This is a genomic window from Acinetobacter sp. L-24, from assembly GCF_056857555.1.
Genome location: NZ_JBSXNI010000042.1, coordinates 52,900 through 69,869 on the forward strand (window position 1 = coordinate 52,900; position 16,970 = coordinate 69,869).

Sequence of the window (16,970 nt, forward strand, 5' to 3'; positions counted from 1 at the left end):
GAAAAAACATGGCAAAGTCTAAAAAGGACAAAGCGTCAAAGAAGGCTTTGTCTTACGGCAATTTATACACTCAAGAAGCAGTCACTCAGTTTCTGGTGAACTTTGGCAAGCAACCAGATACCGATGAAGTGCTGCGCAAAGCTGGAATTACACGCCACAGATTGCGTGTACTGCTTGATGATGACGAGATTGCACAAGTAGTTGAAACACGGATTGATGCACTTTTAGCAACGCCATTGCGAATTGAACCAAATGATACGGATGAAGCGGAAAAGCTGAATCTCATCCTGAAAGAATGGTTCCATGAAATTGCGACTGCTGCCATGAGTGCACTGTTCTTCGGGTACTCGGTTCAGGAAGCTGTATATGAGCTAAAGTCGGAAGGTTATATTGGTTTGCAATGGATTGGTGAAAAACCGATGCAATGGTTTGAGCCTAAGAATGATGGTCGGCTAATCTATCGTCAGGATGGAAACAATGCAGAGCATGAGGTAGATCAAGCATTCAAATTCTTCTTAACACGCCGTAAAGCCACATACGAACAGCCATATGGTAAAGCGCTATTAGCCACGCTGTATTGGTTATTCTTCTTTAAGCAGAATGGCTTCAAATTCTGGGCGAAATTCCTCGAACGTTTTGGAACACCAATCTTACTGGGTAAGTGCAAAGATACTGAAACTGATGATATGAGCAAAGCCTTGTTAACTGCTCATGCTCAAAGCGTATTGTCGATTGATGCAGATGATGATGTTCAGATTCTTTCCGCACCAGGAACAAACGGTTCAGCAGGGGCAGCGTTTGAGGCATTTAATAATCAGCTGATTCGTCAGATCCAGAAAGTTGTACTAGGGCAGACACTTACCAGCGGGACTGATGGGAAGGGAAGCTACAGTCTTGGTCAAGTGCATGAAAATGTACGAATGGATAAGCTTAAATCTGATATTAGGCTTGTCACACCAACTTTACAGGCTGTGGTCAATGCTCTATGCGCTTTAAACGGTTGGGGGGATTATGAAGTGATGCTTGGTGAGAAACCAAAACCACTGAATAAGGACCAAGCAGAGCGTGATGTCCATTTAAAGAATGCGGGTGCAAATCTGTCTAAAGAATATTTTGTTCGCGAGTATGGTCTACAGGAAGGGGATTTGAATGAGCAGGTTCCTACCAGCTTCAATCAATTCTCTGCATTACCTCGCCAAGCATTCAACTTTAAAGCATCAGCCAATAAGCTCTCGCCAGAACAGCAGGAAGTTGAAGAACTGACTGATGGTCAGGATGAATTGCAGTTACTGAAACCGGATAAGGTCAAGGAATTGGTATTCAAGTCTGATAGCCCTGAAAGTCTGGCTTATAACCTGATGCAATTAATACCTGGTGCAACACAAACTCAGTTCACAGCCAATTTAGATCAAGCTTTGTATGCTGCGGATGTGTTGGGGTATGTGACAGCTCAGAATGGGAAGTAAACCATGCAACCAGTCACATTCCTTGAGGCGCTTCGGTACGCTCACAATAAAAAGATCGTGCTGCCTGATGAGTTCTATTCGATGGATCTAAAGACTCGGCAGATGGCTACTACGGTTAGCTTTCTATCGAGGCTTGAGCAGATTGAGACGGTCATTAAGGCAGTCAATAAATCTATTGCCGATGGCGGTACCTTTAAAGATTTTCAGAAGCTGATTGAAGAGTCTGAAATCATTCTGCCAAAGCATTACCTGGACAATGTATTTCGTACCAATATCCAAAGTGCGTACGGTCACGGACGGTGGCAACAGCAACAAAGAAACAAAGCTAAACGACCATATCTGATGTATTCGGCGATCAATGATAGCCGGGTACGTCCTAGTCATTTGGCTCTGAACCGGATTGTTCGGCACATAGATGATCCATTCTGGCTGACACATTACCCGCCCTTGGGCTTTCGTTGTCGTTGCACCGTGATTGCCTTAACCGAGAAGCAGGCATTGAAATACGGGATTACACCTGAAGATCAATTGCCGGAAGTTGCTGAGGCATTGGATTGGAGTTCTCATCCGCTGCAGTTTGGTGAACTTGAAACACTGGTGGATAAAAAGATCAGTACTTCAAGTCTGGATAAAGAATATCTACTCGAACAGAAAGAAGTCATCAGGGCAGAATGGACGGCGAGTAAAAAGCTCACTAGTCTGTTTGCTCCTATAGATGATAAAACTCGGGACCTGTTCGACACGGTGGCCAATACAGTTATTCCACTTGATCCGCGCATTAGACCGAGTGCAATCCGCACCTTCCTGGATTATGTGCAGGGGAATGATTCAGCGCTGACCAGCTATTTAAACTCAGCTACAAGCTCTCTGGCTGATGATGTGCTTAAGCGCTGGCTGAGTACCGACATGGCAGCAATTCAAGCTGTGGCGAGCAATGCGGCTTCAACCGTAGTAGGTGCTGCAACTCTTAATCAAGTAGCGGCTTATCAGGTAGGGCAAACAGTTCAATTGAATGCGCCGTTGCTGATGGCTGATACAGCTTCAGGTATCGCTATTAAGATTGAGAATGCTCAAGGGCTAGGTATTGATCTAGACATCCTAAATGCTGGCAACGGCGTTTTGATACCGATGGGATTGTCTTTTGAAGTGGTTTCGATTGAGGTGGTTGAAGGGCAGATGATTTATACCATTCAGGCTTTAATGAATTAACTATCTGTATTAGATTAAGATGTTTTTTTAATACTTAGATAATATGGAAAGTTTAGTCAAAATATTAGCTGTTATCATCCCAATAATTGTCCCATTACTTCTTGCTTTTCTAAATTCAAAATATTCAATTAAAAAGCATCCTAAGGAGGAATTTGCGGAGGATGTTGTGGTTGCTGAAAAGTTTGCTGCTATCCATGATTCAAACATATCTCACTTAGTCAAAGATAGATTGGCACAACAGTTATTAGAAACTAAGAAAATTACCTATTTGGAAGTTGCATACTTCTATAAATACAGTGATATGGAAAAATGGATTAATGAGTATATCCGTGTAAAAGATAAGCTCAAATTGGTTCGTCATGGTAATGGAAAGATAATTAAGATCCATCATCCATATTCAAGAAGCAAAGTTGCATCTTTTGCTTTGGGTTATATTGTATTTGCAGCTATTGGGCTTCTACCTTTCTTATTTATTAATACCTTTATTGAAATTTTTGAAAGTCATATGCAATCAAAGCAATACTTGGTTATTTTCAATATATTTACATGGCCTATCTTATCAGTACTTGTTGCTCTGATCTTTTTGCTTGAAGGGTCCAAATATCAAACTGCTCATCGGTTTGTTAAAAAATTCGAAGCAGAGTCTATCAAGGTATAAGTCTTAAACAATTTGAACCGCTCCTTATGGGGCGGTTTTTTATGGAGCATGAAAAATGCCAGATCAAAATGAAGAAAGGCTGAAGTATCTCTTCAATGCCTCGGCAATTGAGGTGCCTAAAGCTGAAGAAGGGCAGAAGCGGAAATTTAAAGGCACTGCCTATGCCGGTGGGCGGGTAGATGGTCACTGGTATTGGGGGCGCTCAGGTGTGGTGTTTGATCTTGATGGGATTGAGATTGATAAGCCGACAGCCTTACTAGAAGAACACTTTGGTTCAAGTCGAATTGGTGTTGTTCAAACCGTAGATACCAATGGAAAGATCGACGTATCAGGTGACTTTCTCACGAATGCAAAAGCACAGGAAATTGTTCAGGACTCTGATGATGGTTTCCCGTTTCAGATGTCGATGATGATTGATCCTGAATCTATCGAAGAAGTGTCTCAGGGCAAGACAGTCACTGTGAATGGTCAATCATTTGAAGGTCCAATCACTATCTTCCGTCAAAACCGTATTCGTGAATTTACGATCTGTTCCACCGGTGCTGATCGCAATACATCAATTAAAGCCTTCTCGGGCAAAGCCAACCCAAACCCAACCAAAGAGGACACCAACGTGAACGAATTAGAACAGGCGCAAGCCGCACAAAAGCAGGCTGAGACTGAGCGCGATAATGCCTTGGCTGAACTTAAGCAATTCAAGGCGCAAAAGCGTGCTGATGAAATTGCAGCCCTAGAAACTGAGTTGAAAACCCAGTTTAGTGCTGAAGATAAAACCGCTTATACCAATATGGATGATTCTGTTTTTACCTTCGCGGCTAAGCAGCTTCGTCAATTCTCAGCAGGCCATACACAGCCACCAGCTGGCCAACAACCACAACAAGCACCAAGTGTGAATCCGGCATTTGCGCATTTGTTTAATCACCAGGCGAACGGTGGTCAGGGTGGTCAAGCTCCACAAGGTTCGGCTCTGGATCAGGCATTCAATCAATTTATGGCAGCGCAGCAACAAGGAGCTAAATCATGAGCCAAGTATTAACAGGCGCTATTGAGAATAAACAGCTGGTGGTTGGCGATGGTGTTCGTACCGAGAATGCCAAAGTAAAAACAGCAACGGCGTACAAGCGCGGGGATCTGCTAATTGTTGGTGCCAATAATGTGGCTGATCATCCTGCAGTTACCACGGGTGTGGTGGGTGACTGGAATGCTATTGCTGTATCAGATTTCACAGCAGAGCAAGCTACTTACCATGCTGCAAATAATCTTGAAATGCCGCTCTATGTACAGGGTGCATTTGATATTGCAGTAGTAACAGTGAATGGAACGCCGCTGACCACCGCTCAATATGATGCTGTACGCGCACAAGCATTAAAAAACAAAATCGAACTTCGTAAAGTTGTGGGGAACTAAGACATGAGTCAAACTTTTACATTTCAAAATGCACCGGTTGAATTGCTGGATGTGCCACAACTTGTATTGTTAACAGATACCACTCAAAAAGTTGATACCTGGTTGATGGATCGCTTCTTTCCACAACGTGTTTCATACACTAAAAAAGAAGTACCAGTTGGTGAGTTAAATACAGCGACTCCACTTGCGCCGTTTGTTACCCCAACTGCAGCAGGTCGTCAAATTAAAGTGGGTGAATCTGGCAACGTGAAATTCGTTAAGCCGGCTTATCTGAAACCAATGATGACGGTGATGCCAAGTGAAGTGCAGAACACTGCTCTTATCGCACGCTTACGTCAGTTTGGTGTGATTGCCACCGGTTCAAATCGTTTGTCTGATGCGGATCTATTGCTGATTGATCAGGCTCAAAAGGCTTTATATCTTCGTCAGTCAATTGAAAACCGAAAGCTATTAATTGCGCGTGATGTGCTTCTCTACGGTAAAACTACTTTTGCTTCTGCAGACTTCCCGATGTACGAAGTGGACTATGAGCGTAATCCAGCTTGTAACTACGCACCATTAATTAAATGGGGACAGGTTGGTGCTACTCCAGTGAAAGATATTCAAGCCATGATTGACTTGTCTATCGAGCACTCAGGTACATCACCTATCATGGCCTTGACCACATCTAAGGTATATAACACCTTAATCAAGGATCCAGAGTTCAAGGAGAAGTTCATTGCGCCGTATGCTGGTATCAGTGTTCCATTAACTCCGACTTTCGATCAAGCTGATAAGCCCCAATTCCGTGGCACAGTGGATAACATTGAAATCTGGACTTATGACGTGAGTCACAATATGGGCGGCTCCTCTGATCGCTTTATTCCTGAAGACTTTTTTGGTCTTGTTTCGGATGCTAATGGATGGATTGCACATTGTGCATTGCAAAATGTTGAAGCATTTGGCCAAGCTCTGGAATTCTATTTGGGTCAATGGCAAGAAAAGAACCCTTCAAGCATTCAATTGCTTGCTGAATCTTCTCCACTTGCTGTTCCGAATAACAAAAATGGTTTAGTCGGCGGTCGCGGATTCGTTTAAGGAGTAATACATGTCGAAGTACATTGCAAAACAATCGATCGGACATTTTCGTCCGGGTCAGGAAATCAAAGGGCTTGAAGCTAAACAACTTCAGGCCCTTTTAGCATCTGGGGCTATTGAAGAATATCAAGAGCCGGAAGAACCTAAGGCAGATGGCACGGCCGCACGCTTGGCTGAACTTGAAAAGGCCAATGCTGAGCTGACAGCAGCAAATAAAACCTTAACTGAAGCCAATCAGGCAGCAGTTGCGGACAAGGCCAAGGCTGATCAAGAAGTTGCTGAGCTAAAGGCAAAAGTGGCTGAACTTGAAAAGGCGAAACCTGCTGCAAAACCTAAAGCAGACCCAAAGTCTGCTGATGAAACCAAATAGGTGATCTATGTATGCGACTGAATCAGATTTGGTCGCACGATTTGGTGATGAGATTGGAAATCTAAAAACGATGCTTCCTTCTCAGTCCTCAGTAACTGATGCGATTCAAGATGCGACAGAGGAAATTAACGGCCATATTGGTGGTCGTTATCCTTTGCCGCTTCCCAATGTGCCCAGTAATTTAAAGCGTATGGCGTGTGACATTGCACGCTATCGTCTTTACTTCCAGCAACCCACCGATGAGGTGCGACAGCGTTATGAAGACGCAATTGCATTCTTAAAGCGTGTGGCTGATAACAAAGCACATTTGCAGATTCAGTTACCTGAAACAAACCAGATCGTGGATGACCAACCTAAAGGACGACCTTCAACGGCGCCAGTCGGCACTTCATATACCGGTGGTGTATTTGGGGATTCTATCCTGGATCAAATGCCCAGCATGAAGTGAGGTGTTTATGGCTTTTGCAATAACCATTCAGGCAGATAGTTCACCGATTGAAGCGGTGCTGAATCAATTAGGTGACTTTGATTCACTCAAGAGCCAGTTGTTTGATGAGATTGGTGCTGGGCTGGTCAACAGTATTCAGCATCGATTCTTAACCGGTACTGGTGTGGATGGTAACCCGTGGAAGATTTCATGGAGAGCCAAGCTGCAAGGTGGCGAAACGCTACGTGATACTGGCCGCCTAATGAATTCCTACACACACAATGTTCTTTCAAGCGGTGTGGAGGTGGGTACAGATGTTGCGTATGCAACCCATCTGCATTATGGCGCAACAATCCTACCCAAGAATGGCCAATACATCACCTTTGCAGTGGGTGGCCAATATCGGAAAGTTAAGCAATCCATTATTCCACCTCGGACTCAACTCGGTCTTGATGCGGAAGATGAAGTCATGGTTTTGGATATTGTTGGGAGTTTTATAGATGAGCACCTTCTTCGCGGTACGTGATGAGATTGCAGAAAAGCTGAAAGAAATTCCTGAATTTCTAAAGATCTATACGCCGTTGAATTCAGTCAGCGTAACAGAGATGTCACAAGTCACGCCATCTGCACATGTCAATTTTGTTCGTATCGACAAGAAAGCCAGTGCGGGTCGTGGAAGTATCAATCAGATCGGTCAGCAATGGGCGGTTACGGTTGCATGCCGCAATGCTCAATCTCAGATGACTGATGGACGTGCTGTAAGTGATGAAGCCGGGCTTTTGACTGAAAAAGTTATTCAACTTCTGTCAGGCTGGCAGCCTCAAGCATCGCGTACTGCACTAGATTTCATATCAGTTCGAGATGGGTATAGTCCAGGCTTTGCATACATCACTATTATTTTTGAATCACAGAAATTTATTTAGGAGCCAGTCATGGCAAAACAATACAAGGCAACTCAGCCTGTCGGTCGCTTTAAAAAAGGTGATGTAGTCGGCGGGCTGGATGATGCTCAAATTAAAAAATTACTGGCAGATGGTGTGATTCAGGAAGTACCTGAAGCTAAAGCCGCTGCTCCAGCCAAGAAAACCACAGGGGATGAAAAGTAATGGCTAAATCAGATTTAATCTCGCTTCAAGGCGAGCTTCATTTGGCGAAGATGGTTAATAGTGTGCCATCTGCCTTATTGCCCGTTGGTAATACACCGGAATTGCAGATCGCAATCTCTAGTGAATCCACTGATCACTATGAAAGTAAAACCGGCCTCCGTGCTAAGGATGCGGTACTACGCAAACAAACTGCAGTGGCTATCTCTGGTACGCTTGAAGAAGTAACAAAGCAAAACTTAGCAATGGTCCTAAGTGGCAAATCAATCGAAATCCCTGAAACTCAGCTGACTGATATTACTCTGGGTGCTGTAGAAGCTGGCGCCATGATTGACTTAGGACATCGTAATTTAAGTGAAGTGGATTTTAAAGACAGCTCGGATGTTGCCATCACTTCAGATAAATATGTACTGGATGCTGTTTACGGCACAGTCATTTTTAATGAAGCTATTGTTGGTTCAGTTAAGTTTTCTGCCAAAGCCGGTGCTAAGACACGTACTACAATTGCAACTAACCTAGGTAATGAATATCGCTTGCTGTTTAAAGGCATTGATACTGTTACAGGCGATAAGGTGATCTTAACTTTATGGCGCGTCGAATTTTCGCCAGATACCGAGTTTGATCTAATTCATGAGGACTTCGGATCTTATTCAATTGAAGGTGAAGCACTGGCAGATATCTCTAAAGCTAATGATGAAGAGCTAAGTGTATTTGGTCATATTGAGCGTTTTAGCGTAGCTGCATAAACCCATAAACCATACAGGCACAAAGAACTCCACGGCGCTATGCGTCTTTTTTTGTGCCTGCCTTATAGTAATAAGTCTTAAAACATTTAAGATGAAACTTAATAAATAGTAAAAAATAAAGATTATGTAATCTTTTGTTATTCTAATTTTCATCTGATGGGGATATAAAAGATATTCAGTTCATGTTAAGAATAAAACTGCTATGACTAAAATAGAAATATTTGTCTCCATCCTAGCCGTAATAATTATTTCTACTTTTATTTATCTTGTATGTCAGTAAGTTAGTAAGCTAAGAACCGCCTTTGGGGCGGTTTTTTGATAAGTGGAAGTTTCACCTGGCTATATAGGGTCAATTTTAAAAAGACTTAAAATAGTAAAACATAACTTTACAAATCCACTCTCCCGAGGCTTTAAATAAGATTGAAAATTAATGTAAAGTGTCGCCCTTAATACATGGGGATATTATGAAAAATTTAAGCTTATTCTTTTTTATTGTGATTTTAGCTGGGTGTGGACACAAGGAATCTAGTGGTCAGCCTCTTGATTTAGAAACAAGCAAAAAGGAACAGCTTGAATTTGCAAAAGAAGCTACAAAAGAATTCATTCCCAATCCTGATTCAGCTAAGTTCCGCAATCAAATAGGAGAGTGTGGAGAGGTAAGCTATAAAGAAGCAGACGGTAAAGATATTGGTTTTCAACGTTTCATTGTGCTTCAGAAAAATATAGTGCTTGTAGAAAATCAGACGGATCAAAAGCAATTTGAGTTGTCATGGAAGAATGCTTGTACGCCAAGCTGGAAGTAATTAAAAAGCCCTTTAATTAAGGGCTTTCTTTTATTCACCAGATGATTCAGATTTTTGATCTTTTTCATTTCCATACTCTAAAGCAACCTGTTGCGCTTCAGCTGCAGCAGTGGCTTCTATTGGAATCGAGTCAGCTGCGATAGCAACGGTACCGGTAAATCCCATTAAAGCTAAGATTAGAATTTTCGAATACTTTTTCATTTGAATTTCCTCTACGTTTCTAAGACTTAATTTCAGTGTAGAGAATGATTTAAATCGTGGATGTAGCAGCTATGTCGGGATATGTAAGATATTCAGGTCTAAAGTTATAGGTTTCTAGGTTTGCGTAAGAATGCTTTTCGGTTGAAACTTTTTGTTGAGTTGCTTAACGAAATGTTTGAATGCTTCAGTAGGTAGCTACACTCTAAAGAAACTTCCCTAACTTCTAAATCTTTGTAACATCCAATAATTTTTTTGTAATCTTTATGTTATAAATTGTTTGCTTTGCTTATCATATGAATAATGAAAAGTGGAGCACCGAAAATGCTAACAAAAACAGAAATCATTGTTGTCATTCTAATGGTAGTAGCCTTAATTTTCATCGTTTATGAGATGGGACAAGGTGGTAGTTGGACTTTATAGAATTCAGCCTTTATCAAAGTTAAAAGAAAAGCACCTTCGGGTGCTTTTTTAATGTCTAAAATTTATCTCAGAGACCCATCATGAATGATTTTTTCCTAGCAACAAATCGAAGCATCAAAATCAATGACATTGAAGTGCGTCAGATCCAGATGAAAGACTTTGACACCTGGGCAATGCATGCTGAAGTATTGAAGAACTTCATCAAAGACCAAAATCATTCAGATGAGATTTTGACAGGGCTATTTAAAGCTCATGGTGTACAGGTCATTTCGACCATGGCATGCGTCACTGATCTGGGCGACGAATCACTGGTGGAACTTGCTGCTGATGAGCAGGGATTTAAAGATTTACTTAAAACGGTGCTTCTGATCAATCAGGCTTACTTCAAATACGAAAAGCCAAAACGCGGCATCAAAAAGAAAGATGACTCCACCTGGTTTGATTCATTCCAGTTCCTGGTATCAATGGGTCATCAGCATAGTGCAATCATGGAAATGACCTACGGCGCATTCCAGAACTACGTCACAGCAGCAAACAAGCTATATAAGCAGGGAATCTTCAATAACGCCGTTGCCGGACGTGTGGCACAGTCTGATAAGAAAGGTTTTGAGTCATTTAAGAAAGAAATGGTTTCTGATTGATCAAGTAGCACCCTAAAGTTATGATGGGAAAATAATAATTTAGGGAATAGGGAAAATGGCTAAAGTGGAATGTCTTGTTTGTGGACGTGTAGGCTCTGCAAAAACTAAAGGTAGTTTTGTTATAACTATCGTTTTGCTTTTTATTGGCTTGCTTCCAGGGATAATATATGAAATCTGGCGTAGATCAGGCGGTAAGGTTTGTGGTTCTTGCGGCAGTCAAAATATAAGACTTTATTCACCTTTGCCTAAACAAATACAGCAATCAATCCCACAAGAAGCACAGCCAGAAGTTTTTAAAATACCAAGCAAAACCAAATTAGTTGCAAATGATATATTTTCAAATAATGCAGGTAATTTTGTAAAATTGGACGAAAATGGAGTTGAGCAAAAGAATTGCCCTGATTGTCGCGAACTAATTAGATTTGATGCGAGAAAATGCAAGCACTGCGGCTCAATCTTAGAGGAAACATCCTAAACACTTATATCTATACCCAATGTTCTACCCGCTTCGGCGGGTTTTTTATTGCCTAAAATTTAGAGGTCAGCATGTCTGGTAAAAATTTAACATTCAAATTAGTCATGGATGCCGACACTAAAGGTTTCGTTGGCAATGTTAGACAGTCAGAAGATACAGTTAAATCAGTATTCAACACAATTAAGCACGAATCTGAACGATTAAAACAAGCAACTACTGATGCTTCGAAAGAAATGGGAAATATTATCCCTAAAGGCACCAGTGAGTTAGCAGACAAACTTTCTCAGTCTCTAAATGCTGCTACAGGCATTATCAAAGATGCTGGTGACAATGCAAAATCTACAGCAGGGAATTTTACGGATTTTGGTAATAAGGCTGGAAAGGCTTTAGATCAACTTAAAGGAGATTTAGCCCAAGCCAAGCAAAATCTTGAAGCATTTTCAAAAACTAAAGCTTCACCTGCAGATATTGAAAAAGCACAAGTCCAGGTTGATCAACTTGAAAAAGAAGTTCAGCAAGCAGATCAGGCTTTTAGTGGATTTCAGGCAGAGGTAGGCAAAGCCAACAACAGCTTAAGAGAAACAGATACAGCAGCTCAAACGGCGCAAAAGGGCATTGATGGTGCTAAGTTTGCTGTTAACACACTTGTGGGTGCATTAACTGCTCTTGGTATAGGTTTGGGTATTCGTGAGCTTGCGGAAGCCGCCGACTCATACACTAACCTATCTGTCCGTATTCAGATTGCTACCCGTGAAGGTGGTGACTTTAGTTCTGCAATGGCTGGAGTTCATCAGGTAGCACTTGCCACAAATTCTAGTTTACAGGCAACAGGTGATTTATTTACCCGACTGAATACAGTCGGCAAAGAAATGGGGATGACGCAGCAACAGGCACTAGATCTCACGAAAACTGTTACACAAGCGATTCAGATTGGTGGTGGTACTGCACAGGCCAGTGAGGCTGCAATTACTCAGTTTATTCAGGCCATGCAAGGTTCTGTTCTTCGGGGAGAAGAATTTAATAGCATTATGGAGAATGGTTATGGTCTTGCAGAGGCTTTAGCCAAAGGATTGGGAGTCACTACTGGTGAGCTCCGAAAAATGGCGGAAAATGGTGAGCTTACATCTGAAAGGGTTGTTAAGGCTATTCAAAGCCAAGCTACCCAGATCCAAGAAACCTACAACCAGTTTCCAACTACTATCAGCAATGCACTGCAGAAGATTTCCACACAATGGCAGATTCTGATTGGTGAGATGGATCAGGCCAATGGGTCAAGTGCAACGGTAGCTAATGCACTATCAATCATTGCGGATAATCTTGGAATCTTGAAAGTATTCTTTGATGATGTTGCTGAAGGTATTGGGTGGTTCCAGGGCAAACTATCTGAGATTGATCCATCTACTATTGAGGCAATCAGAAGTACCTTATCTGCTGTCTACGACACAATAAAAAATGTCATATCAAGTATGGCTGGCATCGCTGAAACCGCCTGGAGTGCCTTTACATCTACCTTGGATGCGATTGCTCCATTATTTAACGCAATTATGGGTGGCAAGGAGGAGGTTAGTGGATTAACTACTCTATTCAATGTTTTTAAAATTGCATTAGGGGTGGTATCTGATGCTGCAACTGGGCTAAACATTGCGCTTAAGCTACTCCTTGCAGGTATTCAGTTTATTTCAGGAGGTATTTATGCACTTAGTGCCGCCGTACTGGATTTCTTAGGATTCGATGATCTGGCTGCACAGGCTCAAAATGCGTCTGATGCTCTGTTTAGACAAGCCGAAAAGAATGGTAGAGAGGCTAACAGGTTAGCACTTGAAAGCAAATCTGCAACAAGAGAAGCAATTCGAGAGATTCGTCAGACTGAAGATGAAGCAAATAAAGAACGGGTTGCTGAGAGCCAAAAAACTCTTAATGAATTAAAGCTTCAAGAAGAAAAGCATAAGGCTGACTACAAGGCTATTAGTGATGAGCGCATTCAGTTAGAGCAGCAGCTCCATGAAGCACGAAAAACTGGTAATCAGGTTGCAATTGATCAGGCTGTAAAAGGTCTTGCCGAGCTGGATACTAAAGAAAAAGCCTATCAGGCTGAGAGCCAGAAAATCACTGAGGCTAAGATTAAAGCTGCACAAGATTGGGTAAATGCTCAACTTACAGCAGCAGATGGCACTCAAAAAGCAGCTGATGCAGCCACCCAAAAAACCCTACAAACAATCCTTGCAGCTCAGGGTTTAAAACTTGAGTTTGATGGTGCTGGTAAAGCAATTGTCAAAGCCATGGATGATGGTACAAAAGCAACAGAGGGTACGGCAAATGCAGCTGATAAAGCGCGAAAAGCTGCAACCGCTTTAGGTCTGGATCTGGATGTTTCCTTAAATCGTGTCTCTGAAAAGTTCGCAGAAAATGGCAAAAATGTTAATAACTTTGCAGCAGGCCTTGATGATCTTGGTGTTAAGGGCAAGCAAGCTGGTGATGTGACATATCAGGCCTGGCTTAAATGGCTGGAAACAGCGAAAAGCCAAGCTGAAATCGACTATGCAAAAGCCAAGCTTCAGGAATTTGGTACTCAAGGTCAGATTTCAACATCTCAGGTTGAGCAAGGCTTAATTGCTATCAAAATGCAGGCTCAAGGACTACCAGATGATATTGACCCTGTCACAGAAGCTTTCAGGCGTCTTGGTATTGAGACTAAGGAAAACCTAAAGCTTGCAGCTCAACAGGCTTTAATGGACTACAACACAATTCGAAATAGTGGCCAAGCTACTGCCGAAGGAATTGAACAAGCGCATAAAAAAGCAGCCCAAGCGGTAGCGCTGTCTGGTGATGCGGGAGTCATAGCTGCGTTTAATGCTGCGGATGCTACACAAAAGCTCAAGGTTGAGATTAATGACACAGGCGTTGCTGCCGTCAAATCCATGGATGAGTGGGAAAAATCTAATCACCGCGTTAGAGATTCTGCACGCGGTATTGGTGATGGGTATCGTCATGCTGGTCGAATCGCAAGAGAGGAGGCCAAAACTTCCACTGAGGCTTGGGCTGATGCAGTCAATAAAGCCAAAGGTGATTTCAATAAAGAGATGAAACGCCAGGGCGAGGCATTGAGCAAGGGAATTTATGGATATGACTCCTATACCAAGGACGATGTCTTATCTCAACTCAAGAGCAAAGGATACAGCGATAAGGAAGCACAAAAGCTTGCCGGCACCATCTGGTCTAAGGCTTTGGAAGCAGATCGTGATGCTAAAGCTCAAGGACTGGGTAAGGATGGCAACCCTGCAATGAAAGCATTAATCAATGCTGAATTTGATCGGGCGGCTGCAAAAGGCATTACCACTCAACACGGAACCAACAAGATTAATGAATTGCTTCGCTCTATTAACGTGGTTTCTACTGGTTCCAGTAACTTGAGTGACTACGCGCCGTCTATTCCTTCAGTACCATCAACCAGAGATTATGGTAAGGGGGGTGATAGTGTGAATTACAACATTCAATTCGGAGGTCAAACCCTATCCCTTACAGGCGATGCAAGCCAAAAGGATGTGATGACCAGTCTGGTAAATCAATTAAAAGGTATAGCGAAATCAACATGAAACTAATTCGCTTAGCAACATCCGAAACCGTCCCATTAGAGGACGGTTTTTTATGGCCTGATGAATTTTCATGGAAGGCCATTGAGCAGAATCAGACCTATGCCATGGATGGCACTCTGCATATTCAGGAAGGCAAAAAGAAGTCGGGTCGACCAATTACCTTGCAACCGGCAGATCCACAGATGGGTTGGATCAGGTTGCGTGAACTGCGGACTGTTTTGGAGTGGTCAAAACTGCAAGATGAAAATTTCAGACTGCAGTTTGAGCAACCACATGATAGCCGGCAATTCACCGTCAAATTTAACCACCAGGATGGGGCTTTAGAGGCCGCACCGGTGAAAGGAATTCCAGCGGTATCACTGGATGATTATTTTAATGTGACCTTGCGCTTTACGGAGTTGAACGATGGCGATTGAAACCAAAGATTTAGTAATCTACAAGTCTGAACGCTTGACTGATAACGCTGATGGCGGTGGTAAATACTCAGGTGTAGTAGTCCAGGATGGCATTAGCAACAACCTGTTCAATGATGTGTCGGAAATGGATCGAACCATGGGTGATGTCTCCATGCGTAAGGTCTTTCCAGCAGTCACGACTGAAGACACTGATTTACTGATGGGTGCAACGGTATTTGTCTCTGAACTACCAAAGGATCCAAACGTATCCGCATTGCTATTTAGTACCAAGAACTGGAACGATGAACGTCAGGCTGCCCAGAACCGGGTGGAAAACTATCTGGCCAAAGGCGGACAGATTGCCGGTACGCCACTTGATACCCATTGGCAGGGCATGTCATCGCTGCAGGTCGCCATGTTTCCGCAAGAGGTCGAGTCTTCAGTAGGTGACACCATTGTGCTGATCAGTGATGAAGGTAAGGCTTTAGAGCGTGAGCAATATGTGCGCATTACCAAAGTTGAAACTCGTACTGCAATCATGGTCATCGATGGTAAAAATGTTGAATACAAGGTTGCTACGTATTCCTTGAATGATGCTCTTGAGGTTGACTTTGTGGGTCTTTCAGCACGCCAGTGGTACAACGGTGAGAAATCCAAGACCATCATTCGCGATACCATTGTTGCTGACACAGGTCTGTATTACTCATCGACTGCATTGGCAGATGATGCCAATGTGGGTGAATTCACAGTAAATGCTAAAAGCATCTTTGCTCAACTGATTCCATCGGCCCAGACCGAAACACCGATCATTGATGTAAACGCTGCAGGTGAAAGTGTAGTTCTGGTGGCGGGTAATGAAGGCACCATTACTGTTAATTATCCAAATATGGTGATTGGTGTCAGCCAAAACCTGTATATCGGCTCTGCGGTGATTCCATCTAGCGTGGCGTTTACATTGCAAGGTCAGCAGATTACTGATCAGGGCGGATTACTTAAGAATACTCAAGGTACACAAGTCGGCACGATTGATTACCAGCGTGGCTTGATTCAATGGACCGCAGCAGCACCGGCTGGAACCGTAAGTTTGAATATTACTTTTAAACCAGCAGCTGCACCGAATCAGTATTACCAGAGTCATGCCATTCCGGTGACTCAAAATAACCAAAGCACCAACTGGACCGGAGTTTTAATTCCAATTCCTGCACCTCGTGCACTTTCGATTTCATACATGTCGCAGGGCAAGTTCTATGAGCTTAAAGATGATGGTTCAGGCCAGTTAAAGGCCGCCAGTCCATCTTTTGGTTCGGGCATGATCAATTACGAAACTGGCTCATGGCTATTAACCACTGGCGCATTACCAGATGTAGACACACCGATTCTGCTGAACTGGGGCACACCGATTATCACTTTTGTGCGATCTAATTTAAGTGTTGAAAAAGCTGCATTTGAGTTTGATTTGGGTCGACCAGGTGTATTGCCGGGTATCACCATCAATTGGACCCTTGAGGGTGAGGCGAAAACTGCAACATCAAATGCTCAAGGTAAGTTTACTGGGGATGCCACAGGTGAAATTAACTATGCCACCGGTATTGGCAAAATCATTCCAAATAAGTTGCCACAAAAAGGTACGGTCTTTTCGGTGATCTATAACTATGGTCAATCACTTGAGCAGACCAAGATGGATGTTACCCCAGCAAATCAAAAGCTGACCTTTACCATTGGTACAGGACCAGCAATTCAGCCAAATAGTGTTGAGTTAAAAATTCCACTTCAAAGCAGTGAGGGGATTGCAGGGTCTGTAACTCTGACAGATGTGCCGGTGAATGCAACTATGGGTAATCTGGTGAATAGCCGCGGTCAAGTGCAAGGCACCATTATCTATGCCACTGGCGCAGTTGAAGTCACACCAAAAAGTACAGCGAGCAGATTTGTGCAAACCTTTACACCTATGGCTACCTATGCGGCTGCCTAGCGAGGAA

Annotated in this window: 19 protein-coding genes; 18 read left to right on the forward strand and 1 reads right to left on the reverse strand. The window is 42.9% G+C overall.

Features of this window, described 5'->3' with window-relative positions:
• The first annotated feature begins 8 nt into the window (after positions 1-8).
• From AC13CK_RS08870 to AC13CK_RS08930, 13 genes are all read left to right on the forward strand, one after another.
• Positions 9-1,466 carry a phage portal protein family protein gene (locus AC13CK_RS08870; RefSeq protein ID WP_313564539.1) on the forward strand — a complete coding sequence of 486 codons (1,458 nt, stop codon included), beginning with the start codon at positions 9-11 and terminating at the stop codon, positions 1,464-1,466.
• 3 nt (positions 1,467-1,469) lie between these two features.
• The gene (locus AC13CK_RS08875; protein WP_425878134.1) at positions 1,470-2,675 is read left to right on the forward strand and encodes a phage head morphogenesis protein; all 1,206 of its coding nucleotides are present in this window, start codon (positions 1,470-1,472) and stop codon (positions 2,673-2,675) included.
• Between the two features lie 43 nt (positions 2,676-2,718).
• A complete protein-coding gene (locus AC13CK_RS08880) occupies positions 2,719-3,333 on the forward strand; it encodes a hypothetical protein (protein ID WP_479732819.1) in 615 nt (204 codons plus the stop codon).
• Positions 3,334-3,388: 55 nt separating this feature from the next.
• Positions 3,389-4,357, forward strand: coding sequence for a hypothetical protein (locus tag AC13CK_RS08885; protein ID WP_482831107.1), 969 nt, complete (start codon positions 3,389-3,391; stop codon positions 4,355-4,357).
• On the forward strand, positions 4,354-4,740 hold the full coding sequence (locus AC13CK_RS08890; protein ID WP_180075708.1) for a hypothetical protein: 387 nt from the start codon (positions 4,354-4,356) through the stop codon (positions 4,738-4,740). The genes AC13CK_RS08885 and AC13CK_RS08890 overlap by 4 nt, the downstream gene beginning before the upstream one ends.
• A 3-nt stretch (positions 4,741-4,743) precedes the next feature.
• On the forward strand, positions 4,744-5,817 hold the full coding sequence (locus AC13CK_RS08895) for a major capsid protein (protein ID WP_159137885.1): 1,074 nt from the start codon (positions 4,744-4,746) through the stop codon (positions 5,815-5,817).
• 10 nt (positions 5,818-5,827) lie between these two features.
• A complete protein-coding gene (locus tag AC13CK_RS08900; RefSeq protein ID WP_425878140.1) occupies positions 5,828-6,187 on the forward strand; it encodes a hypothetical protein in 360 nt (119 codons plus the stop codon).
• A 7-nt stretch (positions 6,188-6,194) separates the two neighbouring features.
• On the forward strand, positions 6,195-6,635 hold the full coding sequence (locus AC13CK_RS08905) for a gp436 family protein (protein WP_482831108.1): 441 nt from the start codon (positions 6,195-6,197) through the stop codon (positions 6,633-6,635).
• Between the two features lie 7 nt (positions 6,636-6,642).
• Positions 6,643-7,140, forward strand: a complete 498-nt coding sequence (locus AC13CK_RS08910) for a phage virion morphogenesis protein (protein ID WP_425878144.1) — start codon at positions 6,643-6,645, stop codon at positions 7,138-7,140.
• On the forward strand, positions 7,115-7,537 hold the full coding sequence (locus AC13CK_RS08915; protein ID WP_004646451.1) for a phage tail terminator protein: 423 nt from the start codon (positions 7,115-7,117) through the stop codon (positions 7,535-7,537). Before AC13CK_RS08910 ends, AC13CK_RS08915 begins: the two co-directional genes overlap by 26 nt.
• Before the next feature lie 9 nt (positions 7,538-7,546).
• A complete protein-coding gene (locus tag AC13CK_RS08920; RefSeq protein ID WP_004893882.1) occupies positions 7,547-7,720 on the forward strand; it encodes a hypothetical protein in 174 nt (57 codons plus the stop codon).
• On the forward strand, positions 7,720-8,463 hold the full coding sequence (locus AC13CK_RS08925) for a phage tail tube protein (protein WP_004279617.1): 744 nt from the start codon (positions 7,720-7,722) through the stop codon (positions 8,461-8,463). The genes AC13CK_RS08920 and AC13CK_RS08925 overlap by 1 nt, the downstream gene beginning before the upstream one ends.
• Positions 8,464-8,927: 464 nt before the next feature.
• Positions 8,928-9,266, forward strand: coding sequence for a hypothetical protein (locus tag AC13CK_RS08930; protein WP_482831109.1), 339 nt, complete (start codon positions 8,928-8,930; stop codon positions 9,264-9,266).
• A gap of 30 nt (positions 9,267-9,296) precedes the next feature.
• Here the strand turns inward: AC13CK_RS08930 and AC13CK_RS08935 are convergent, their stop codons facing one another.
• Positions 9,297-9,467, reverse strand: a complete 171-nt coding sequence (locus AC13CK_RS08935; RefSeq protein WP_005262212.1) for a hypothetical protein — start codon at positions 9,465-9,467, stop codon at positions 9,297-9,299.
• Between the two features lie 500 nt (positions 9,468-9,967).
• Between AC13CK_RS08935 and AC13CK_RS08940 the strand changes: the two genes are divergently transcribed.
• The 5 genes from AC13CK_RS08940 (at position 9,968) to AC13CK_RS08960 (ending at position 16,963) form a co-directional block, all read left to right on the forward strand.
• Positions 9,968-10,528 carry a hypothetical protein gene (locus AC13CK_RS08940; protein WP_482831110.1) on the forward strand — a complete coding sequence of 187 codons (561 nt, stop codon included), beginning with the start codon at positions 9,968-9,970 and terminating at the stop codon, positions 10,526-10,528.
• A gap of 55 nt (positions 10,529-10,583) precedes the next feature.
• Positions 10,584-11,003: a hypothetical protein gene (locus tag AC13CK_RS08945; RefSeq protein WP_005104391.1), complete on the forward strand. Its 420-nt coding sequence runs from the start codon at positions 10,584-10,586 to the stop codon at positions 11,001-11,003.
• A gap of 71 nt (positions 11,004-11,074) precedes the next feature.
• The gene (locus AC13CK_RS08950; RefSeq protein ID WP_425878150.1) at positions 11,075-14,596 is read left to right on the forward strand and encodes a tape measure protein; all 3,522 of its coding nucleotides are present in this window, start codon (positions 11,075-11,077) and stop codon (positions 14,594-14,596) included.
• Complete coding sequence (locus tag AC13CK_RS08955) at positions 14,593-15,012, forward strand: hypothetical protein (protein ID WP_425878152.1); 420 nt, start codon at positions 14,593-14,595, stop codon at positions 15,010-15,012. Before AC13CK_RS08950 ends, AC13CK_RS08955 begins: the two co-directional genes overlap by 4 nt.
• Positions 15,002-16,963, forward strand: coding sequence for a hypothetical protein (locus AC13CK_RS08960; protein ID WP_425878154.1), 1,962 nt, complete (start codon positions 15,002-15,004; stop codon positions 16,961-16,963). The genes AC13CK_RS08955 and AC13CK_RS08960 overlap by 11 nt, the downstream gene beginning before the upstream one ends.
• Positions 16,964-16,970: the final 7 nt, after the last annotated feature.